Annotated in this window: 18 protein-coding genes and 1 pseudogene; 4 read left to right on the plus strand and 15 right to left on the minus strand. The window is 71.9% G+C overall.

The features are described from left to right. Positions 1 to 36: 36 nt before the first annotated feature. Positions 37 to 240, plus strand: a pseudogene (locus AC07AL_RS13180) (LLM class flavin-dependent oxidoreductase); the annotation flags it as partial. A gap of 76 nt (positions 241 to 316) precedes the next feature. Here the strand turns inward: AC07AL_RS13180 and AC07AL_RS13185 are convergent. From AC07AL_RS13185 to AC07AL_RS13200, 4 genes are read right to left on the minus strand one after another with little or no spacing between them, the layout of a single operon-like run. After that, the gene (locus tag AC07AL_RS13185; protein ID WP_363581496.1) at positions 317 to 778 is read right to left on the minus strand and encodes a DUF5615 family PIN-like protein; all 462 of its coding nucleotides are present in this window, start codon (positions 776 to 778) and stop codon (positions 317 to 319) included. Then, on the minus strand, positions 775 to 1,422 hold the full coding sequence (locus AC07AL_RS13190; RefSeq protein WP_363581498.1) for a DUF433 domain-containing protein: 648 nt from the start codon (positions 1,420 to 1,422) through the stop codon (positions 775 to 777). Before AC07AL_RS13190 ends, AC07AL_RS13185 begins: the two co-directional genes overlap by 4 nt. Before the next feature lie 59 nt (positions 1,423 to 1,481). Then, positions 1,482 to 1,706, minus strand: a complete 225-nt coding sequence (locus AC07AL_RS13195) for a hypothetical protein (protein ID WP_363581500.1) — start codon at positions 1,704 to 1,706, stop codon at positions 1,482 to 1,484. Between the two features lie 52 nt (positions 1,707 to 1,758). Next, complete coding sequence (locus tag AC07AL_RS13200; RefSeq protein ID WP_363581502.1) at positions 1,759 to 2,070, minus strand: hypothetical protein; 312 nt, start codon at positions 2,068 to 2,070, stop codon at positions 1,759 to 1,761. Positions 2,071 to 2,156: 86 nt separating this feature from the next. On the opposite strand from AC07AL_RS13200, the gene AC07AL_RS13205 reads away from it, so the two are divergent. Both AC07AL_RS13205 and AC07AL_RS13210 read left to right on the plus strand, forming a co-directional pair. Beyond that, entirely contained in the window at positions 2,157 to 3,044 is an 888-nt protein-coding gene (locus AC07AL_RS13205; protein ID WP_400985457.1) for an LLM class flavin-dependent oxidoreductase, read from the plus strand. A gap of 427 nt (positions 3,045 to 3,471) precedes the next feature. After that, a complete protein-coding gene (locus tag AC07AL_RS13210; RefSeq protein ID WP_363581506.1) occupies positions 3,472 to 4,722 on the plus strand; it encodes a hypothetical protein in 1,251 nt (416 codons plus the stop codon). Between the two features lie 70 nt (positions 4,723 to 4,792). Here the strand turns inward: AC07AL_RS13210 and AC07AL_RS13215 are convergent, their stop codons facing one another. From AC07AL_RS13215 to AC07AL_RS13225, 3 genes are all read right to left on the minus strand, one after another. Beyond that, on the minus strand, positions 4,793 to 5,818 hold the full coding sequence (locus tag AC07AL_RS13215; RefSeq protein ID WP_363581508.1) for a hypothetical protein: 1,026 nt from the start codon (positions 5,816 to 5,818) through the stop codon (positions 4,793 to 4,795). Further along, entirely contained in the window at positions 5,815 to 7,284 is a 1,470-nt protein-coding gene (locus AC07AL_RS13220) for a phenylacetate--CoA ligase family protein (RefSeq protein WP_400804428.1), read from the minus strand. Before AC07AL_RS13220 ends, AC07AL_RS13215 begins: the two co-directional genes overlap by 4 nt. Before the next feature lie 286 nt (positions 7,285 to 7,570). After that, complete coding sequence (locus AC07AL_RS13225; RefSeq protein WP_400985459.1) at positions 7,571 to 7,795, minus strand: hypothetical protein; 225 nt, start codon at positions 7,793 to 7,795, stop codon at positions 7,571 to 7,573. A gap of 199 nt (positions 7,796 to 7,994) precedes the next feature. Between AC07AL_RS13225 and AC07AL_RS13230 the strand changes: the two genes are divergently transcribed. Continuing rightward, on the plus strand, positions 7,995 to 8,840 hold the full coding sequence (locus AC07AL_RS13230; protein ID WP_363581514.1) for an HAD family hydrolase: 846 nt from the start codon (positions 7,995 to 7,997) through the stop codon (positions 8,838 to 8,840). A 32-nt stretch (positions 8,841 to 8,872) separates the two neighbouring features. Here AC07AL_RS13230 and AC07AL_RS13235 read toward each other — a convergent pair whose 3' ends face one another. From AC07AL_RS13235 to AC07AL_RS13270, 8 genes are all read right to left on the minus strand, one after another. Further along, positions 8,873 to 9,763: a phosphate ABC transporter ATP-binding protein gene (locus tag AC07AL_RS13235; protein ID WP_400985460.1), complete on the minus strand. Its 891-nt coding sequence runs from the start codon at positions 9,761 to 9,763 to the stop codon at positions 8,873 to 8,875. A gap of 38 nt (positions 9,764 to 9,801) precedes the next feature. After that, complete coding sequence (locus tag AC07AL_RS13240; RefSeq protein WP_400985461.1) at positions 9,802 to 10,713, minus strand: class E sortase; 912 nt, start codon at positions 10,711 to 10,713, stop codon at positions 9,802 to 9,804. Beyond that, positions 10,710 to 12,575, minus strand: coding sequence for a substrate-binding domain-containing protein (locus AC07AL_RS13245; protein WP_363581520.1), 1,866 nt, complete (start codon positions 12,573 to 12,575; stop codon positions 10,710 to 10,712). The genes AC07AL_RS13240 and AC07AL_RS13245 overlap by 4 nt, the downstream gene beginning before the upstream one ends. A 38-nt stretch (positions 12,576 to 12,613) precedes the next feature. Then, positions 12,614 to 13,909, minus strand: coding sequence for a phosphate ABC transporter permease PstA (gene pstA, locus AC07AL_RS13250; RefSeq protein WP_400985462.1), 1,296 nt, complete (start codon positions 13,907 to 13,909; stop codon positions 12,614 to 12,616). 43 nt (positions 13,910 to 13,952) lie between these two features. Then, a complete protein-coding gene (pstC, locus tag AC07AL_RS13255) occupies positions 13,953 to 14,984 on the minus strand; it encodes a phosphate ABC transporter permease subunit PstC (RefSeq protein WP_363628045.1) in 1,032 nt (343 codons plus the stop codon). A gap of 375 nt (positions 14,985 to 15,359) precedes the next feature. Then, positions 15,360 to 17,939 (minus strand): hypothetical protein, encoded by a 2,580-nt coding sequence (locus AC07AL_RS13260; RefSeq protein WP_478317425.1) that lies wholly within the window; start codon positions 17,937 to 17,939, stop codon positions 15,360 to 15,362. A 312-nt stretch (positions 17,940 to 18,251) separates the two neighbouring features. Continuing rightward, on the minus strand, positions 18,252 to 18,836 hold the full coding sequence (locus AC07AL_RS13265) for a hypothetical protein (RefSeq protein WP_478317427.1): 585 nt from the start codon (positions 18,834 to 18,836) through the stop codon (positions 18,252 to 18,254). A 226-nt stretch (positions 18,837 to 19,062) separates the two neighbouring features. After that, the gene (locus AC07AL_RS13270) at positions 19,063 to 20,103 is read right to left on the minus strand and encodes a PstS family phosphate ABC transporter substrate-binding protein (protein ID WP_400804416.1); all 1,041 of its coding nucleotides are present in this window, start codon (positions 20,101 to 20,103) and stop codon (positions 19,063 to 19,065) included. Positions 20,104 to 20,174: the final 71 nt, after the last annotated feature.

A 20,174-nucleotide genomic window follows, 5' to 3' on the forward strand; every position in this document is an offset into this window, starting at 1 on the left:
GACCACGCGGCCGTTCCGACCCATAGGGTCGACACCATGCGACTGAGCACCGTGATCCTGCCCATCCACCGATGGGCCGAGGGGCAGAAGATCTGGCGGCGGGCCGAGGAGCTCGGGTTCCATGCCGCGTACACCTATGACCACCTGTCGTGGCGGTCGTTCCGCGACGAGCCGTGGTTCGGATCGATCCCGACACTGACCGCGGCGGCCACCGCGACCGAGCGCCTGCGGCTCGGGACGCCGTGACATCAGTCAATCCTTCTTCATGCATCACACGCTGACCTGCGATGTTCCGCTGGTTCAGCCCCTGATGCCACTACCCCTGTGAGTCGGCGGGCCAGAACTTGGGCGGGGCGCTGGCAGGATCCACGATCCGCAAGCGGCTCTGCTGGGACGGGTCGACCGCATTCAGCGAGATCAGGCGCTGACTGTCTGCCTGGTCGAGTTCAGCCAAGGCATGGGGCAGGCCGGCGCACACGGTGGCGATAGCTGCACCGAGACCCACCAACCCGCCGTGCTTGTGATTCTGGCGGTACTCGATGCGATGCAGGCCCGACTCGGCGATGGCGACTACCTCGAGTGGACGGCTCAGTTGCTTCGTGTCATTCGTGACAACGATCTGAAAGCCGTCCGCTGCCGCACGCGCATAGAGGTCGACGTCCCTGGTTCCCGCCCACCCGCTGAGTTCGGCCACGTGCTCGACAACGTGGTGCTTCAGGAGCAGCCGCACGATCCGTGCCATGGGAAGCGGCACATTCTCGTCGAGCAGCAGCTTCAAGACGCTGCCTGCCGGATTTCCGCATCCTCGTAACTGTCGACATAGTCGGCGAAGTCCGCTGCGTCGCGCGCTGCCTCTGCTGTGACGCCCGGGTAGTAGTCGCCGATCTGCTCAGGTGGCACGCCGTCCCGTAGGAGAGCAGCAACCTCTGTCGCCGGGATACGTGTCCCCTCGACGACCGGCTCGCCGCCTCGCACAGCAGGGTCAATAGACACGTGCGGCCGGGGTTCAAGGAGGTCCGGGATTCGCCGACCACCACGGTAGAAAGGCGCAAGCACGTCCACCATGTCGTGAATGACGACATTGCCCTTGCTCCGCACAAGGTCCACTGCGTGGTCCGGGTCTGCCAGGTAGATCGTGTCACCGCCCGCGACCAGCCGGTAGGCCGAGAGGTGTTCCCCTTCGTCGAGGCCCTCGCGCAACGTGCTCAGCGCCCGCCTGATCTTCTGGAGGGATGCCTCCTCGCGAAGACGGACACAGACTCGGAGAGCGACCACGTCGCGAAAGGAGTAGAGGATCGGACGAGACGTCGAGATCTCCGGCACCAGGACAGCGCCGCGCTCGCCGGTGGCCCGCCGCCAGTGCGACAGCTGCCGCAGAGTCGCACCGGACAACGCGGCAGCCAGTTTGGGCTCGTACGACATGCGGCACCTCCTTGGCTCCAGACGACAATCCGACGCTACTTCATCGTCCCGTACGGGCATCAGGCTCGCCAGCATTTCACCCGGATGAGGCCGCCGAGACGCGCCGCGCCCTCGTCCAGCCGCCGCTCAGGGCCCGCCGCCTCCAGAAGGGCGGGAGTCAACCACCGATCGAAGCGCGCGCTCTGCGCGAAGGCGACCGACTCCCCCTTCAACTCGGCACTGCGCTCGATGAGATCGGTGAGCGAGCACTCGCCGTGATCCGTATCCCGAACGGCGATCGCCATGTCCTGCTTTCTCTGCAGGTGAGTTCCGAAGTGATGTGTGAGCTGCTTGGCGTCAGCCGGTCCAGTGGCGGTAAGCCTCGATCCACTCGGCGCCGTCCGGGGCAGGTGTCGGCATCGGCAGCTCCAGGATCCCGATCTCCTGTCGAACACGGCCGCGAAAGCACAGTGCGACGATCCGGCCATCCTGAGTGAGGTCGACGCCGCGCACAGTCACCTCCACTCCGAGAACCGTCGTGCCGAACGGCACCGCGAGGTTCTCCTCCAGCATGGTGAACAGACCGGTCAGCTGCTCGTCCTCGCCGTAGGCGTCGACGGTGGCCTCATCGATCATGGCCTCAAGCTCGGTCCTGCCCAATGCACCCATGGCACTACGCTAGCGGCTACGCATGTGTCGTCACTGCGGGTTGCTCGCAACCTCACCTGCCGGAGCACACGCGTAGGGTCGAGGGCATGCGCTTGAGTACCGTGATCCTCCCCATCCACCGGTGGAGCGAGGGGCAGAAGATCTGGCGGCGGGCCGAGGAGCTCGGGTTCCATGCCGCGTACACCTATGACCACCTGTCGTGGCGGTCGCTCCGCGACGAGCCGTGGTTCGGATCGATCCCGACACTGACCGCGGCGGCCACCGCGACCGAGCGCCTGCGGCTCGGGACGCTCGTGACATCGCCGAACTTCCGCCACCCCGTGACACTGGCGAAGGAGCTGATCACGCTGGACGACGTGTCCGGCGGGCGGGTCACACTGGGCATCGGCGCCGGCGGTACCGGCTTCGACGCGACGGCGATGGGGCAGGAGGCGTGGTCGCCGAAGGAGCGGGCGGACCGCTTCGGCGAGTTCCTGCCGCTGCTGGACGAGCTGCTGCGCACCGACGCCACGACGCGCGAGGGCACGTACTACTCGGCGGTCGAGGCGCGGAACGTCCCCGGCTGCGTGCAGACCCCCCGGGTGCCGTTCTACGTCGCCGCGACCGGGCCGCGCGGGCTGCGGCTGGCGGCCGAGTACGGGCAGGGCTGGGTGACGTACGGCGACCCGAAGGGCCCCGCGGACGTGCCGGTCGAGCAGGCGCCCGGCGTGATCGCCGCGCAGATCGCGAAGCTGACGGCCGCCTGCGAGGCACGGGGCCGGGACGCCGGCGAGCTGGAGAAGGTGCTGCTCCAGGGCTCGACCGCCGAGAAGCCTCTGCAGTCGCTGGACGCCTTCGTGGACTGGGCCGGCACCTACCGCGACCTGGGCATCACCGAGTTGGTGATCCACTGGCCCGTCCCGGACTCGATCTTCGAGAACGACCTCGCCGTCTTCGAGAGGATCGCCACCGAGGGCCTCGCCCAGCTGGCCTGATCAAGGATTCGCTTCCCGTGGTTCGCGCCGCCGACCCACGCGAAGCAACCAGTCCGCCGGCGGCCGACGGGCCGTTGGCGGACTAGCGGCGACGCTCAGCCGTCTCGGCCCTGGGTGACCACGAACTCCGTTCCGTCGGGCGTCGCGCCGACGCCCGGCTCGGCCCACTCGGTCGGCCTTCTTGTTGCCGGGATCACGGTACCCAGACGCGTGCCGTCGACCCTGCGTGTTCACTCCGGCAGGTGAGGTTTCGAGCGACCCTCGGCGACGGCGCCCTCACGACCGCTACCGTGGCGCCATGGGTGCAGCGGGCCGGGCGGGCCGAGCTTTTGGCCGTGCTGGATGAGGGCCACCGTCGATGCCCACGGCGAGAGCCGAGCAACTCGCACATCACTACTTCGGAACCGGCTTGTGGGGAGAGCAGGACATGGCGATCGCCGTTCGAGGCGCGGATCACGGCGAGCGCTCGCTCACCGACCTGATCGAGCGCTGTGCCGAGTTGAAGGGGGAGCTGGTCGCCTTCGCGCAGAGTGCGCGCTTCGACCGGTGGTTGACTCCCCTGCTGCTGGAGGCGGCCGGGCCCGAACGGCTGCTGGACGAGGGTGAGGCGGTCCGGATCACCGACCACTTCATCCTGCGCTTCCGCCTGCCGGACGGTTCGACGGTGGTGGACCGGTTCGTCGGTGGGCGGCGGGACCTGGACGGGATCGACCGGGAGATGCTGCTCGGCTGGCGGGACCCGGTCGAGGGGATCTTCGAGATCCGCCGCAAGGACGGGGATGCCCTCGTCCTGCTGAACCTGATCGACGACCTGGAGTACCGCACGTACTCGAACGCCGGACGGGCTGCTTTCCGGGGAGTGACGAAGGGAGGGTTCCTCCACGCCTGCCTGGTGCCGGTCTTCTCGGCCGACGGGACGTGGCTGATCTCCGGGGCGATGTCGTTCTACCCCAGGTCCAGCGCCACCGAGATCGCCCGGGCCGCACTCCAACTGGCCACCAGCCACCCCGAACTGGTCTTCCGCAACCCCGAGAAGATCGAGCAGGGATGGGAGTCGATGCGGGCGGACCGGGACGCGTTCGTCGAGTTCTTCGGCGGCGACGAACTGGTCCTTCCGCCCGCCGAAACCGAGGAACGGCTCAACGCCTACTACCGGCACCGGCAGGAGGACACCGCCGCCGGGCGTCCCGACCGCGCCCGGGGCAGGCGGCTCCCGGGCCTCGACTTTCCGGCTTTCGAGCTGCCGCGGGACCTTGCGGACGCGGACACCATCGGAGTCATCTACGACGAGGTCGACGGGCTCAACTTCTACGCGGACTACGGGCTGTTGCGGGAGCTCTTCGCCGACCCCTCCCTCACGGGTCGCAAACCGCACCAGGACCTGCTGCGCACGTACCTGCGCGAGCAGTCGATCACGCCACTGCCGATCCGGCGACTGGCCGCCGCCCACCCGGAGACCGCCGACTCGGTGTTCCGGAAGCTGCTGCGGAAACCCGGGTTCGCCTGGAGCGAGCACGGCGAGGAACTGTTGCGCCGACGCAAGCCCTGGTACTACGCGCAGGAGCCCCGGCCCGGCGTCTCCGTCGTCGGCGAGCGCCTCGGCGAACTGGCGGCCGGCGGGCGACGGCAGCGGTTCACCAGCGCACGGCGCGTGCCGGGCCAACCCCATCGCCCCTAGCCACGAACGCCGAGAACGCCGTGGCCGCCGTGGCCGCCGTGGCCGCCGCCGTCAGAAGGCCGACGCCCGGTCAGAGCTGGCGCACGACGGGGAGGGTGGCCGTGCCGCGCTGGCGGGCGTCGCGGCGGGCGAGGCCGGGGGAGTTGCCGGTGCCGAGGATCCGGCCGTCGGCGATCGCGATCCAGGTGCCCGGTGCCAGCCCGGTGGGCGGGGTGAGGGACAGGGCCGACGTCACGGCGTGGTCCGGCTGGAGGCGGTCGGGGCGTGGGGCCGGCGACGCGGTGCCGGCGCGCCAGCGGGCCGTCGTCCGCTCGCCGCCCAGCCGGCGCGACCACACCACGTGCTGCACCACGATCAGGGGGCCGAGCACGGTCAGCAGGGGGAAGCCCGCCGTCAGCGCGCCCAGGGCGAACAGCGCGCTGACCGCGCTGGTCACGACCACTCCGACGACCGCCGCCAGCAACGCGGCCGTCCGCCCGAACGCCTTGGCGGCGACCAGGGGGAACAGCACGAGGAGCAGCAGGTCGCCGAGGCCCACGGCGACCGGCGGGCTGCCGCCCGTCAGGACGAGCATCGGGGCGAACGGCCTTCCCTGGACCTGGGTGACGAAGTTCGCGGTGACCTGCGTCAGGGTGGTCGCGACCAGGTCGTAGCAGGACAGGACGGCGGCCAGGCCGGCCGCGTGCGCCGATCGCATTCCGCTCTGCGTCCACAGGTTGGCCACGCCCACCACCGCGACGGCGAGCATCACGTCGGTGCAGGCGCGCACCGCGACGGGGTGGCCGCTGCACGCCGCCGTGGCTCCGGCGGCCACGAGCGCGAGGCCCCAGGCCCAGCGGCCGGAGCAGACCGGCGCCAGGGTGAACTGCACCGCCAGGCAGAGCACCAGGCCGAACAGCGCCGAGACGACCACGCCCGGCAGCTCGAGGTAGAGCAGCGGGGCCAGCACGACGCCGACGCACAGGACGGCGATGTCGCCGGAGGTGTAGACGCCCACCGGAGGCCTGGGCATCCGCACGCGGACCAGGTACCCCCCGGCCGCGGCCATCAGCAGGGCCACGCAGCAGCTCAGGGCGATGAGGGGGATCGCGTTCATGCGCCGCTCCCGGCCCGGACGCCGACCGGACGGGCCGACTCGAAGGTGTGTTCCCGCAGGTCCGCGCGGACCGGACTGGACGGCGGCAGTTTCGACCGGTCGTCGTGGAGCACGATGCCGGCCAGCGGCAGCCCCGCCGCCGACGCCCGCTCCTCCAGCCTGCGGCGCAGTGTCGCCGCGGGCAGCGCCCGGACCAGGAGGTGCAGCAGCGCACCGCCGTCCGGCTCCTCGGTCAGCGTGTACCTGGCCGGCAGCGGCACGTCCGGCTCCCCCTCGACCAGGTCGAGGACGTCCCTGGTCGGCACGGAGGCGCTGAGCGGCCCCGACCAGCGGCCCAGGACGGCGGACGTGGCCGGCAGGTGCGCCCACTCGCACCCCGTCCCGCCGACGGGCAGCCGGACCAGGTCGCCGGTGGCGTACCGCAGCAGCAGGGTGCACTCCCGGTAGGGCACGAAGGGGGTGTGCACCAGCATCCCGACCTCCCCCGGCGCGGTCGGCTCCCAGGTCTGCGGGTCGAGCACCTCCAGGTGCCCGAACTCGGTGGTGTGGTGCAGATGCCCCTGGGAGCACGGCGTGCCGCCCGAGGGGAGCGTCTCCGTCATCAGGTAGGACGTGGACAACGGTGCCCCGAACGCCGCTTCGGCCCGCTCCCGCAGGGGGGCCGACAGCACCTCGCCGCCCACCCCGATGCTCTCCAGCCCGAAGTCCGCGGACCGCCACCCGCCCTGTTCGGCCTCCTGCACGAGCGCGGAGAGGTACGACGCGGAGGCGGTGAGGTGGGTGATCTGCGGGGCCTTGCCGGGCAGGCCGAGCGGTGCGGCGAGGCGTTCCAGGGCGAGCGCGGGGTCGATCGTCCCGAACTGGACGAACGAGGCGCCGACCCGGGTGGTGGACTCCTCGGCGACGACCAGTGGCAGGGTGGCCCTGGAGCAGCCCGCGTAGGCCACGGTGTGCCGGGGGCGCAGCCCAAGGGTCAGGGCCGCCGAGATGGTGCTGAGGGCGATCGTGGTCTCCAACTCGGCCCGGGAGTACCAGACCGCGGTCGGGGTGCCGCTGGTGCCGGTGGTCAGCGCCATCAGGGCGGGCGTGGCGGCGGCGGAGACGAACGCGGCGGGCAGGCCGCGCAGGGCCGCCTTCGGGGTGACGGGCACCCGCGACCAGGTCTCCGTGTCGAGCGTCTCGGGGTCGATCTCGAGGTCGTCGAAGGTCCGCCGGTAGTAGGCCGTGTGGCGGACGGCGGCGCGCGCGGTGGCCCGCAGGCTCCGCCGGGTGACCGTGCGCCGCACCTCCGGGTCGACCTGACCGGCCTGCCCCGGCAGCAGCGCCGAGTCCGCGCCCGGTTCGCCGAACTCGGCGAGCGTGCGGACCATGTCGTCGGCGATCCGCCCGAGGTCCTTGGGGCGGATCCTGCGGTTGAGCAGGATCGATGCGCCGTACCGGAGTTGACTCACCGCAGTGCCGAACACGAGACCTCCTGGAACCTGGGCCGGGGATGCTCACCCCGGCCCAGGCCGGGACGACTCGGTCAGGCCATGTGCGCGAACATGGCGGCGGTGAGGGTGCTCAGGGCGTACTTGAAGTAGTGCTTGACCATGTCAAGACCTCCTGGTGGGGCTGGCCGGCGCGGCCGAGCACGCCCCGATGACGTGCTCCGGTGCCGGCGGGTGGGGAGTGCAGTTTAGGGAATCGAACAAGCCTCGACCAGGGGTGAGACGGCATCAAATTCCTTGCCCCGAACGGGCGGTGCCGCAGCTACGGGTGCGGGCGGGTGCGCTGGGCCGGGAGGCGGGGCTCGGGGGCGCGGCGGGCGATCTCGGCGAGGGTGTGGAAGAGGACGTCGCCGAGCAGGACCGGCTCGCGGGAGGCGTCCGGGGAAGCGCCCGAGGAGACGTCCGGGGAGGCGTCCGGGGAGGCGTCCGGGGAGGCGGCGGGCGGGATGGTCGGGGGAGGCTCGTCTCGGAGCTGGCGAGTGGGCATGGCTCTTCCTGCCGACGGGGTGGCCGTGCACACTCCTGCCCGTCGCGCCCCGGGGACACCCCGGCCGGCGGGCGAATAGGCCGGAAACGGAGCCTCGGGGGCCGAAAGGGGGCCGAAAGCCACAGGTCCGGCGGGTCGGCGGCGCCGTCCTGCGGGTCCGCGACGAGGTCCGTCCTCGCCGGTGACCGGTGCGGCACCGATGGGCGAAGATGGACCGGTGACCGAAGCCCGTACCGCCCCCCGCCTCATCGCCACCGACCTGGACGGCACCCTGCTGTGCGCCGGCGGCACCGTCAGCGAACGCACCGCCGCGGCCCTGGCGGCCGCGGAGGCGGCCGGGGTGCAGGTGGTGTTCGTCACCGGGCGTCCGCCGCGCTGGATGCAGCAGGTGAGCGCGCACATCGGCGGCCACGGGGTGGCGATCTGCTCGAACGGCGGCGCGGTGGTGGACGTGCGGCGCGGCGAGCTGCTGGAGTCGTTCCCGCTGCCGGTGGAGACCACCCTGGCGGTGGTCGAGGTGCTGCGCGCCAAGCTGCCCGGCACCGCGTTCGCCTTCGAGTACCCGGACGGGTGGGCCCGCGAGCCCGAGTACGCGGTGCCGATGTGGGGCGACGACCTGGAGCACGCGGTCGGCCCGGCGGAGAAGCTGCTGGGCGCCGGCGGGCCGGTCCGGGGCCTGTTCAAGCTGCTGGCCAAGCACCCCGACCTCGACCCGGACGCGTTCCTCACCCGGGCCCGGGAGGCGGCCGGGCACCTGGCCGAGATCACCCGCTCGGCGCCGATCCCGCTGCTGGAGATCAGCGCGCCCGGCGTCACCAAGGCCAGCACGCTGGCCCGTTGGTGCGCCGGGCACGGGATCGACCGGAGCGAGGTGGTGGCCTTCGGCGACATGCCGAACGACCTGGAGATGCTGGACTGGGCCGGCACCGCGTACGCCGTCGCCAACGCGCACCCGCAGGTGCTGGCGGCGGTGCCGCTGCACACCGTGAGCAACGAGCAGGACGGCGTCGCGGCGGTGCTGGAGGAGCTGCTGCGGCTCCCCTGAAGGCGTGCCGCCCGGGCCCTGGACAACAGGACCTAGCCGAAGCGGCCGTTCACGTAGTCGGAGGTCCGCTGGTCGCGCGGGTTGCCGAAGACCTGAGCGGTCGGCCCGGCCTCCACGATCCGGCCCGGGGTGTCGTGGGTGGCCAGGAAGAAGGCGCAGGTCTGCGAGACGCGCTGGGCCTGCTGCATGTTGTGGGTGACGATCACGATGGTGAGCCGCCCGCGCAGTTCGGCGATGGTCTCCTCGACCCTCCGGGTGGAGGTCGGGTCGAGCGCGGAGCACGGCTCGTCCATCAGCAGGATGTCCGGCGAGACCGCCAACGACCGTGCGATGCACAGGCGTTGCTGCTGCCCGCCGGAGAGCGCGCCGCCCGGGGTGTGCAGCCGGGTGGAGACCTCGTCCCAGAGCCCGGCGCGGCGCAGGCTGGTCTCCACCAGGTCCCGGCGCTCCTCCTTGGAGACCTTGATCCCGGCCAGCTTCAGGCCGCTGGCGACGTTGTCCTGGATGGACATCGCCGGGAACGGGTTGGGCCGCTGGAACACCATGCCGATCCGGCGCCGCACCTCGGCGGGGCGCCGGCCGGGACGGTAGACGTCGTCGCCCTCCAGCAGCACCTCGCCGGCGAGCGCGGCGCCGCGCACCATCTCGTGCATCCGGTTGAGGATCCGCAGGTAGGTGGACTTGCCGCAGCCGGACGGGCCGATCAGCGCGGTGACCTCGCCGGCCGGCATCGCCAGCGAGACCCGCTCCAGCACCTTGCGGGCGCCGAACCACGCGGAGACCTCCCTGGTCTCCAGCCCGGCCAGCGGCTCGCTGCCCGGGTGCGGGGCCGGCGGCAGCGGCGGGAGGGTGAGGGTGTCGGCGGCCGGGTCGGTCGCCGGGGCGTCCGCCGTGCCCAGGCCGGTGGTCGGGGTGTCGGTCATCGGTGCATCCGTCATCGGTACGGCCTTCCGGGCGCGCTTCAGTAGAGGTTGGGCAGCAGGGCCGCGGCGTTCTCGTAGACCGCCCAGAGCAGCGCGCCGAGCACCGGCGCGAGGCTCAGGTAGGCCGCCGAGGCCCGCCAGTACCGGGCCAGCAGGAGCGCGCCGAGCACCGCGCCCAGCAGCCCGAGCGACCACAGCTGCAGCGTGGCCAGCGCGCCCTTGTCGGCGGCCAGCGCCTTGTCGTACGGGACGGTCCTGGGCCGGCCGCCGGGGTTCTGCTCGGGGTCGCCGTCCAGCCGGGCGCCGACCATCACGGTCGAGCCGGGGATCCAGTCCGAGTCCCCGGTGACCAGGACGAGCCGGTTGCGGGCCGGGTCGGTGATCGGGTGGTCGCCGTCGCCGTACACGTTGACGGTGTAGGTGAACTTGCCCTGCCCGGTGGTGGCCTCGATCTTGTCGCCGACCCGGAGCCCGGACAGTTCGGCGAAGGGCGCGCCGAAGGTGGCGCCGCGGCCGAACAGCACCGCGACGCCGCCCTGGCCGGGCAGGGCGGTGTCCCGGCGGTGGCCGGGCCCGCGCATGAGGTCCCGGCCGGTGGTGCCCTCGACCACGACGGCCTGGTGCAGGCCGATCGCCGGGATGTCCAGCAGGGCCACCGGGGCGCCGTCGGCGGCGGCCCCGGTGGGGGCGACGGCCCGGGCGAGCTGGTCCCGGAAGGTCTTGTACGCGGTGGACTGGAAGTGCCGTTCCTGGACGTGCGAGAGCGTGAACAGGTAGCCGACGAAGCCCAGCACCAGCGCGGCCAGCAGGCTGGCCACCCGGGCGCCCTGGAGGAGGCGGCGCCGCGCGGGGGCGGCGGCGGGCCCGGTCGCGGGGGTCGCGGCGGGCGGGCCCGCGGGCGTGGCCGGCCGCGCGGGGGCGGCCGGCTTCTCCAGCACCGGGGCGGTCACGAGGCGCCGTCCGAGGACTTGCGCCGGCGCAGCAGCCGTCGGCCGAGCAGCGGCGGGACGAGCACCACGGCGAGCAGTTCGAGGGCGGTGAGCGTGCTCAGCGTCCAGTCCTCGGGCTTGCCGGCCACCTCGACCACGTTCGCCGCGACCTCGGTGCTGCCGCCGCGGCCGCGGGCGACCACCTGGCCGGTCTGCGGGTCGACCACGTCCTCGGTGCCCGGGTCGCCCGGTGCGGCGCCGTCCGCGTTCGGGTCCGTGCCGGCCGCGCCGTCGGCCGCCGCGGCGCCGTCCCCGGTGCCGCCGGTGCCCGCGGCGCCACCGCCCGTGCCGCCGGCGCCGCCGGCCGCACCACCGCTCGTTCCGCTGCCGGTCCGGCCCGTGCCGCCGCCGCTGCCGCCGCCCGTGCCACCCGTACCGCCGCCGCCACCGGTACCGCCGGCCGCGCCGCCGCCACTGCCGCCGCTGCTGGAACCGCCGGCGCCCGAGCCGGTCTTGACCGCCTGGCCGCCCTGCACGGTGCAGTCCAGCGGAGCGCCCTGCTTGTCGCAGGGGCTGGGCTGCGGCGCGTTCTTGAGGACGGTCAGCTCACCGGTGGAGTTGAAGGTCGGGTTGGCGCAGTTGGACAGGGTGTCCGGGTCGACCGGGCTGGCGTTGCCGGGGATGCTCCTGGTCTGCAGCAGGCCGCCCTTGACCAGGCCGCGCGGGATCGGCGAGTAGCCGAGGCCGTCCGCCTCGCCCTGGCCCTCGCACAGCACGTAGGCGAGGAAGCGGCTGAGGGCACTGCCCTTGTCGTTGTTGAAGCGGGGCGGCGGGGGCAGCGCGGCCCCGGAGCGCGGCACGATCACGTAGCTGTAGCTGGAGATCGGGTAGGAGCGCGGGTCGTCCATGGTGTAGACGCCGTCGAGGTTCTGCTGCAGGTAGTTCGGGTCGGACACCGGGGTGTTGTCGTCGACGCCGCGGATCTTCGCCGCGGTGAGCGCCACGGCGACGTTGGAGGCGGTCGGCAGCGAGTAGTAGCCGGCCTGGTTGAGCACCTTCACGACCGGCCAGTTGCTGCGCTTGGCGAAGGCGTACTCGTCGTAGCCGATGGTGCCGAGGCCGGAGGAGGCCTTGATGTAGCCGGCGACGACGTCCGAGCCGTTCTGGGCGACCATCCGGCCGGACGGCGGGAAGAACTCGGTGTAGTCACCGCAGGAGACGCCGTTGACGGAGGAGCAGTACGCGTCCCACTGGTCCTTGTGGGTGTGCTCCATCCAGCGGGTGAACTGCGCGGTGGCGCCGGAGCCGTCCGAGCGGACCACCGGGGTGATCGGCAGGTTGGGCAGCGTCTTGCCGTAGTCGGCGGTGATCTTCGGGTCGTTCCAGTTGGTGATCTTGTTGGTGAAGATGTCGACGACGGTCTGCGGCGAGAGCCGCAGGTCGCGGACCTGCTTGCCGCCGACCACCAGGTTGTACATGAAGGTGGTGCCGCCGGCGGTGATCGGCACGTACGAGAAGCCGTAGGTCGGCTGCTCCGCGCTGCCCTGGCCGTTGCGGCGGCCCGCGTCGTTCACGCCGGCGTCGGGCGTGGTGCGGAACGGCACGTCGGAGGCGGTGAAGTCGTTCTGCCCGAGGGTCCAGGAGTTGCGGCCGGCCGCCGAGCCGACCGGGTTGAAGCTGATCTGGATGCCCTGCGACCCGACGTCCTGGCGCCACTGGTCGATGGCCGGACCGGCCCAGCTGGACCCGTCCGCGCTCAGCGCGACGCTCGCCGCGAAGGCCCGGGAGCCCGGCCCCAGCATCGGCGCGGCCGCGAGCAGCAACAGGGACATCAGCAGGGCGAGCGCGCGGGCCACGGGGCGGCCGGCAGCCTCCCACGACATGGGGACTCCTCTGGGACGGAGGGTGGTTGGGTGGGTCATCAGCTGTTCCCGGGGAGTGGGAGGGCGGTGGCCGACGCATGGGAGGACGCGGTCCGCGCCAGCGCCGGACGGACGGTGTCGGACGGCCGGGCGGCTCGTGCGGCGGCCTCGGCGCGCCGCGCCTCCAGGTCGATCCGGCGCTTCTGCCGCCTGGTCAGCTCGCCCGGCTTGCGGCCGCCGAGCACGCGCGCGGTGACGAAGAGGATCAGCACCAGGACCATCAGGGTCAGTCCGGCCGCGAAGGCGCGGGCGACCATCTCGGGGTAGGGCTGCTTGACGTAGTTCCAGATGTACAGCGGCAGCGACACCTGGTGCTCGTGGAGCGGGTCGGCGTTGAACTGCGAGGTGAAGCCCGAGGTCAGCAGCACCGGCGAGGTCTCGCCGACGCCGCGCGCCATGCCGAGCACCACCGCCGTCACCAGACCGGGCCGGGCGGTGGGAAGGACCACGTTCCACACCGTGCGCCACTGGCTGCCGCCGAGCGCGTACGAGGCCTCCCGCAGGGTGCCGGGCACCAGCCGGATGACCACCTCGGCGGCCCGGGTGACGATCGGCATCATCATCACGGTCAGCGCCAGCGAGGCCGCGAAGCCGCTCTTCTCGAAACCGAAGGTGATGATGAAGACGCCGAGGATGAACAGGCCGGCCACGATGGAGGGCAGCGCGGTCATCGCCTCGACCAGCGTCCGCACCGGGCGCGCCAGCCGGCCGCCGACCTCGGACATGAAGATCGCCGCCGCGATGCCCAGTGGCACCGCGAACAGCGTTGCCAGGCCCAGCTGTTCGAGCGAGCCGACGATCGCGTTGAGCGCGCCGCCGGAGGTGATCGGGGAGAGCGCGGCGGTCCGCTCCATCGACTCGGTGAAGAAGTTGAGGTGCTGAGCCGCCTCGAAGCCGCGGCTGGCCACGTAGCCGATCTGGTCGACGATCAGCGCGACCACCAGCAGCCCGGAGCTCCAGGAGGCCACCGACACCAGCCGGTCGCGCACCATCAGCCTGCCCCACTGGAGCCGGCCGAGCGCGAAGTAGCCCGCCAGGAACAGGAGGTACCAGCAGACCAGGAAGCCGAACGCGCCACTGAACGGCAGCACCCGCTCGTACAGCGCCCAGTTCAGCGCCAGCGAGCCGACCAGTGAGCCGGCCACGGTGAACACGTCCTCGCGGGTCACACCGCCGAGCCGCACCTTGGTCTGGGAGCGCGGTGGCGCGGCCTCGGCAGGTGCCTCGGCGGAGCCGGAGGGCGTCGGACCTCCGGGCCCGGACGCGGCGACCGGTGGCAGGTCGAGCGTGGTCATCGGGTCGTCCCTTCGACGCGGTGGGTCATGTCGGTACGCCGCCTCAGTCCGCGGTGGAGGCCCCGGAGCGGGACCGGTTGATCACGAAGCCGGCTGCCACGTTGACCAGCAGGGTCAGCGCGAACAGCACCAGGCCGGCTGCCATCAGCGCGGAGAGCGAGAGCGCGTCCGACTCGCCGAAGCGCAGCGCGATGAGCGCCGAGATCGAGTTGGCGCCGTTCTCCAGGATGTGCGTGATGGTCTTGAAGCTCGGCGAGACGATCAGCGCGACCGCGATCGTCTCCCCCATCGCCCGGCCGAAGCCCAGCATGATCGCGCCGATCACCCCGCCCTTGCCGAACGGCAGGACCACCGCGCGCACCATCCCCCAACGGGTCGAGCCCAGCGCGTACGCGCCCTCCCGCTCGCCCTGCGGGGCCTGGGAGAACACCTCCCGGCTGAGCGAGGTCACGATCGGGATGATCATCAACGCGACGACCACGCCCGCGATGAAGGTGGAGGAGGTGTAGGAGGTGCCGATGTCGCCGGTGCGCACCTTGAGGAAGGGGATCGTGTCGCCGAGGTGGTTGGTCAGCCAGCGGACGAAGCCGATGATGCGCGGCTGGAGGAAGAACAGCCCCCACAGGCCGTAGATGATGCTGGGGATCGCCGCCATCAGGTCGATCAGCGAGATCAGCGCCGCCCGCAACCGGACCGGCGCGTACTCGGAGATGAAGATCGCGGTGAAGAGGGCGACCGGGACGGCGATCACCAGGGCGATGACGGCGATCAGCAGGCCGTTCGGCAGGACGGCCGCGATGCCGAAGTTGTGCGCGGCGGTCTGCCACTTCTGCTCGGTCAGGAAGGACCAGCCGACCGCGCGCAGCGCGTCCGTGCCCCGCAGGACCAGGAAGAACGCGATCATCCCCATGATCGCGAAGACTGAGAGCCCGGCGACCCGCAGCACCCCGCGGAACACCCGGTCGCCCGGGGTCGCGGGGGCGGTGATGGTGCGCGGGACGTCCCGGTCGGGCCCGTGGCCGGGTTGGCCTGGCACCCCGGCGTACGGTGCCGCGGGCTCGGCGGCGGATGTCATGGTCTGCTCTCCGTGCTCGGGTGCGGGGGACGGATCCGGTGCGTACCCATTCGGCCAGCCACAGGTGGCCGGATCGGGTCGTGCGTGTGTACGAGGGCCCAACGCGGCAACTCGGTGGCGGAGTTGGGAACTCCGAATGGCCGGACCGGACCGGCGAATGACATGTCCGTGCTGGGGCTTCTCACCCAAGTCCTCTGATGTGAAAGGTATTTGCCTTCGATCACGCGCGGCCGGACCATTGGCCGATTCCATCCCAGACGCAACGCGCGTTGGCTCCAAGCGACTTCAGCCATGCGAAAACGACTCGGCGGGGCCGAAACGGCGGCCCCGCCGAGTCGTGCTTCGGTGATTCTGTTGTGTCCCCGCGTCAGTCCGTCACGGGCGGCGGCGCAACCGCGACCAGCCCTTCCGCACCTCCGCCAGCGCCCGCGCCCCGGCGGGCGTCCCGCCCAGGAAGAGGACCGCCGGACCGCCGACCAGCAGCACCAGGCCGCCGATCAGGGCGACGGGCAGGAGCAGCCGCGCGGCGCCGGAGCGGTCGGGCGCCGGAGTACCGGCCGCGACGGGCGCGGCGGACAGCGGCTTGCCGGGCGTGCTGGGCGTCGCGCCGGGCTTGGCACCGGCACCGGCACCCGCCGCCGCTCCACCCGCCGCAGTTCCACCGGCCGCCGTTCCCGCTCCACCGGACGCGGAGCCCGCACCGGTGCCGGACAGGCCACCGGTGGAGGACCCGCCGGACCCGCCGGACGCCTGGTCCCCGGTCTCGCCGGAGGCCGCGGCCCCGCTCCCGCCGGACGCCCCGCCCTCACCGACCTGGGTGACCGGGGCGACGCCCTGCCCACCCCCCGTACCGGAGGCCGGCGTCGAACCGTCGCCGCCGGTCGCGGGCGGGTTCGGCGGCGCGGCCTGGTTGCCGGGCAGCTTGGCGTCCTGCGCCTCCAGGTGGCTGATCGCGTCCCCGGCCTGGGTCCGCTGGGCGGCGGTCAGGGCGAGGAAGCCGGGGGCGAGGTGGCCGGGCTCGTACCCGTAGACCTGGCCGGTGGTGGTCACCGCGCGCATGAACTTGGTCATCGCGGCCACCTTGCCGGCCGCGACGTCCTTGGTCGGGAGCATCGCGTACTGCACGGCGGTCAGCGGGTAGGCCTTCTGGTCACGCGAGAGGGCCGAGTCGGACGCGCCGTACGGCAGGGACTGCACGCCGGTGGCCTGGTCGACGGTCATGTCGGCGACGGCCGCCTGGAAGCCCGGGCCGTCCGGTGAGACGAAACCGCCGGCCGGGTTGAGCAGTTGGGCCTCGGGCAGCGAGTAGGCCTTCGCCTCACCGGTGTCCATGATCGCGAACAGCGTCCGCTTCCCGATCTTGAGCGGCGGGCACAGGTCGTGCGAGCCGTCCGACTTCGTGTCCCCGTTGACGCAGTTGGGCTGGTTCCACAGCACCTTGCGCACCACGTCGTTCAGCCCGGTCGAGATCGGGTTCCACTCGAACTGCTTCCAGTTGCGCTTGGCGTCCTCCTTCGCGTCCGGGATCCCCGAGGAGTCCTGCCGGACGAGGGAGTCGGTCGGGTAGCCGGAGAAGGCCGGGCGCAGGTAGAAGCTGTCCACGTGCATGCCCCACGGGTCGGACTCGCCGTCCAGGAAGCGCACCGCGTCGGGGTCCGAGGCGATCCACGACGTCAGCTGGTACGTCATGTCCGCCGTCCCGCCGAACACCGTCGGGGTGGTGTTGTTCGAGAGGCAACCCGTGGGCCAGGAGACCGTGCCGTCCGAGGGCAGCGGGTTCAGCTTCTGGAACTCCGGGTCGTCGAAGATGCAGATCGGGTTGCCCTTCACCGACGGGATCGCGGCGCCGGGCGAGGCGTAGGACTGCGTGAGCAGCTTGGCCAGCAACCGCGCGTTGAGCTTCATGCTCCTGATCTGCCGACCGGTGTTCGGGTCGTCCACGACGAACACCACGGAGATCCCCGAGGTCGCGATCGGCGAGTACACGTACGGGCGCGGTGGCGGCGCCTGGGTGTCCGGCCGGGACGCCAGCGCCATGTCGCCGCCGCCCGACAGGAAGTCCGTGCGGGCCTGGGCGTCGCCGTTCGCGAAGCCGTACGTGAGCGACATCGGCTCGGTGCCCTGGCACAGCCCGGCCTGCCACTGCGCCATCGCCCGCTTGGCCGGTTCGAGTCCGGCCACCCTGAAGGCCGCGTGCTGGTCCGGACAGGCCGCCGCCGTGGGGGCGAACTCCAACGGCACCACCGTGCGGCGCTCCCAGGAGCACTGCTCGGACGTCTTCATGTTCGTGTAGCGGTTGATGGTGCCGTTGAGCTTCAGGTCGGACGCCATGCCGAAGTCCAGGTCCAGGCTGTGGTTGTCGCAGCCGAGGACGCCCTTGCGGGTCTTGTCCGCCCAGGCGATCGAGTCGCCACCGTAGTTGGGCTCGACGACCAGCGAACACGGGTGCTTGTCGTCACAGCCCAGGGTGGGGCTCTGGTCGGCCGTGTAGAGCTCGATGTCCGCGAAGCCCGAACCGTCCGGGCCCGTGACCGAGACGACCATGTTCGACGGGTAGTCGGGGAAGGTCGTCCCCGGCGCGGGCGTCTTCTGCTGGAAGCCCGCCGCCGCGTCGGCGTTGTACAGGGTGCTGTCGTAGCAGTCGGTGACCTTGGGGTCGGTGCCCCGGCACTGGTACACCCGCACCTGGTAGAAGGGCTGCTCGCTGCGCGGTGCCGGCCCGTTCAGCCAGGGATCGCCGTTGGCGTCCGAGGTCGGGGTGAACCCCTTCCAGCCGACGTGGACCACCTGGTTGACCAGGTTCTTGGTCTGCACGACGCTCACACTGCCCTCGGGGCCGTACACGCCCTCGTTCGGCTGCCACACCTTGGGCCCCGGCACCGTGACGGCGGAGTCCTCCGCCACGGCCTGCGGCAGCGCCCCCAGGCCGATCGGCAGCACGCCGACAGCGACCACCGACGACCACACCATCGCGAGAGCGGGCAGTCGGCGGCGCCACCGGCCCAAAGGTCTCCGGTCGGGCGGTCGGACTCTCATGGCGGGTACCTCCGTGCGATTGCGCGCCGCCGGGAGACGCGGCGCAGGGGATCAGGCATCGAGCGGCCAACGATTCCGGTACCCGTCCATTCGGCCAGCCGCAGATGGCCGGATCCGGTCGCGCGCGTGTACGAGACCACAACGCGGCACCTCGGTAGCGGAGTTGACGCCTCCACGGAAAAACAGGCCCGCGCCTGTCGGCACGGGCCTGGACCAACCGGTGCGCGATGCTCAGCCGTTGACGGTCAGCGCGAAGGAACCGATCGCCTGACCGTTCGTGAAGAAGGAGGTGTTCAGCTTGCTGTCGAGGAACTGCGCACCTGCGGCGTCCACGGTGAGGGCGGAGGCGGTCAGCGACTGCGTGGTACCGCTCTGCTCGGTCCGCTGGAGGCCGGCCGGCTTGAACAGCAGGACCGGGTCGGTGGCGCCGTCCGGCACGCCGGTGAGGCGCCAGTCGTCGGCGCTGAACGCGAGCTGCTTGAAGAGCACGCTCTTGCCGGTGAAGACGTCGACGAACAGCAGGCTGCCGCCGAGCGTCGCGTTGCCGTAGTAGCCGCGCAGGTTGACGCTGCCGCCGGTCACCGGGAGGCTCGTCGCCAGGCCCGCGGTGGTGTTGTAGGAGACGCTGGCGTTCGGCAGCGGAACGATGAACACACCGTTTCTCGCCGCGGCCTGGAGGAAGGTGTTGTTCTCGGTCACCACGGCGCTGCCGGTGGGGACGGGAGCGGCGTCGGCCGCGGCCACGCCGCCGAAGGCGGTGACGGCGAGGACGACCGCGACGCCGCCGGCGAGGAACCGACCGGTGGTACGGGACATGCTGGGCTCCTTGGGAGAGGAAGGTTTCGCGCTGAGGGTGAGGGTGGCGGCACCGCGGCCACGGTCGGCAGCAGGTGGACGTGGTGGTCGGGGGCCGACTCGGTCATCAGCCGGCCCGTTCCCTTCGAGACGTCCCGCCGGTGGGCCGGCGGCCACGGGCGCGAAGCCCGTGGCCGCCGGATGGTGCGGGGTGGATCAGGTGCGGGGCGAGTCAGATGAGGGTGGATCAGGTGAGGGTGGCGACACCGCAGGCAGGGGTGGCCAGGAAGCCGTAGCTCGCCAGGTCGGCGGCGGCGACCGGGTCGGTGCAGATCCAGCCGTTGGAGCCGAAGATGGCCTGGAGCGCCTGGCCGTGCGCGTCGGTCGCCGTCCACTCGGTGTCGCGGATCACGTTGTAGACCACGCGGCCGAAGGAGGAGTTGGCGAACTTGGTGTTGATCACGTTGTTGGTGACCGGGGTCAGGGTGGCGCCGTTGACCACGATGTTGCGCAGGGTCAGGCTGCCGGGGGCGTCGGTCGCCGTGCCGTGGCCGCCGACGGTCTGGCCGAGGTAGTGGGCGACGGAGTAGGGGAAGACGACGTTCGGGTCGGTCAGGTTGGCGTCGGTGCCCTCGTTCTCCTCCGGGCCGGTGGTGACGCAGGCGCCGGGGGTGGTCACGCCGATCGCACCCAGGAAGAAGGAGCGCGTGCCGGAGTCGGCCTGCGGCAGGAACGGCTTGATGGTGGCGTTCGGCAGGCTCGCGCTGATCTGGTTCCAGTTGGTGGTGGTGCAGTTGTAGATCGCGGTCAGCTGCGCGGAGGTCAGCTGCGCCGGGGCGTTGCCGTTGCTCGGGGCGGACCAGGTGACGGCGTCCTTGGCGAGCGCGACGAAGTCCAGGCCGTGGGCGTCGGTGGCCGCCGGGCCGCGCGAGGAGCGGGCGAAGTCCACGGTCGCGCCGGTGTTGGCGACCAGGGCCTTGATGCCGGCGCCGGAGCCGTTCGGGCGGGCGATCGAGGTGGCGCCGGTCTTGGTGGTGATCGGCGAGGTGCCGGTCGCGTCCCAGCTGTACAGGCGCGGCGCGGTGGAACCGGCGCCCAGGGAGGCGTTGTAGTCGGCCGAGAACTGGTTCAGCAGGACCTGGATGGTGTCCGAGCCGACACCCACGATGTCCTGGGCGGCCGGGGTGACACCGGCGGCCGGGTCGGCGATGGCCGAGCCCGAGGCGACGGTGGCGAGGGAGGTCGCCAGGGCGGCAACGGTGAGCAGCTTGGCAGCGGTCTTACGCATGTTTCTCTTCCTCCGGTGGGAGAGACGTCCATCGCGTGAACCCGTGCTCTGGTTGGGAGCCCGGGGCCGGT

The organism is Kitasatospora sp. NPDC043949, from assembly GCF_056435365.1.

Bases quoted from the DNA above. Each gene is read 5' to 3' on its own strand.
- AC07AL_RS13265 (WP_478317427.1), bottom strand. From the start codon at position 18,836: ATGTCCCGTACCACCGGTCGGTTCCTCGCCGGCGGCGTCGCGGTCGTC.
- pstA (WP_400985462.1), bottom strand. From the start codon at position 13,909: ATGACCACGCTCGACCTGCCACCGGTCGCCGCGTCCGGGCCCGGAGGT.
- AC07AL_RS13235 (WP_400985460.1), bottom strand. From the start codon at position 9,763: ATGACCGACACCCCGACCACCGGCCTGGGCACGGCGGACGCCCCGGCG.
- AC07AL_RS13270 (WP_400804416.1), bottom strand. From the start codon at position 20,103: ATGCGTAAGACCGCTGCCAAGCTGCTCACCGTTGCCGCCCTGGCGACC.
- AC07AL_RS13215 (WP_363581508.1), bottom strand. From the start codon at position 5,818: ATGAACGCGATCCCCCTCATCGCCCTGAGCTGCTGCGTGGCCCTGCTG.
- AC07AL_RS13190 (WP_363581498.1), bottom strand. From the start codon at position 1,422: ATGTCGTACGAGCCCAAACTGGCTGCCGCGTTGTCCGGTGCGACTCTG.
- AC07AL_RS13225 (WP_400985459.1), bottom strand. From the start codon at position 7,795: ATGCCCACTCGCCAGCTCCGAGACGAGCCTCCCCCGACCATCCCGCCC.
- AC07AL_RS13245 (WP_363581520.1), bottom strand. From the start codon at position 12,575: ATGTCGTGGGAGGCTGCCGGCCGCCCCGTGGCCCGCGCGCTCGCCCTG.
- AC07AL_RS13205 (WP_400985457.1), top strand. From the start codon at position 2,157: ATGCGCTTGAGTACCGTGATCCTCCCCATCCACCGGTGGAGCGAGGGG.
- AC07AL_RS13230 (WP_363581514.1), top strand. From the start codon at position 7,995: ATGGGCGAAGATGGACCGGTGACCGAAGCCCGTACCGCCCCCCGCCTC.
- AC07AL_RS13210 (WP_363581506.1), top strand. From the start codon at position 3,472: ATGGCGATCGCCGTTCGAGGCGCGGATCACGGCGAGCGCTCGCTCACC.
- AC07AL_RS13195 (WP_363581500.1), bottom strand. From the start codon at position 1,706: ATGGCGATCGCCGTTCGGGATACGGATCACGGCGAGTGCTCGCTCACC.
- pstC (WP_363628045.1), bottom strand. From the start codon at position 14,984: ATGACATCCGCCGCCGAGCCCGCGGCACCGTACGCCGGGGTGCCAGGC.
- AC07AL_RS13200 (WP_363581502.1), bottom strand. From the start codon at position 2,070: ATGGGTGCATTGGGCAGGACCGAGCTTGAGGCCATGATCGATGAGGCC.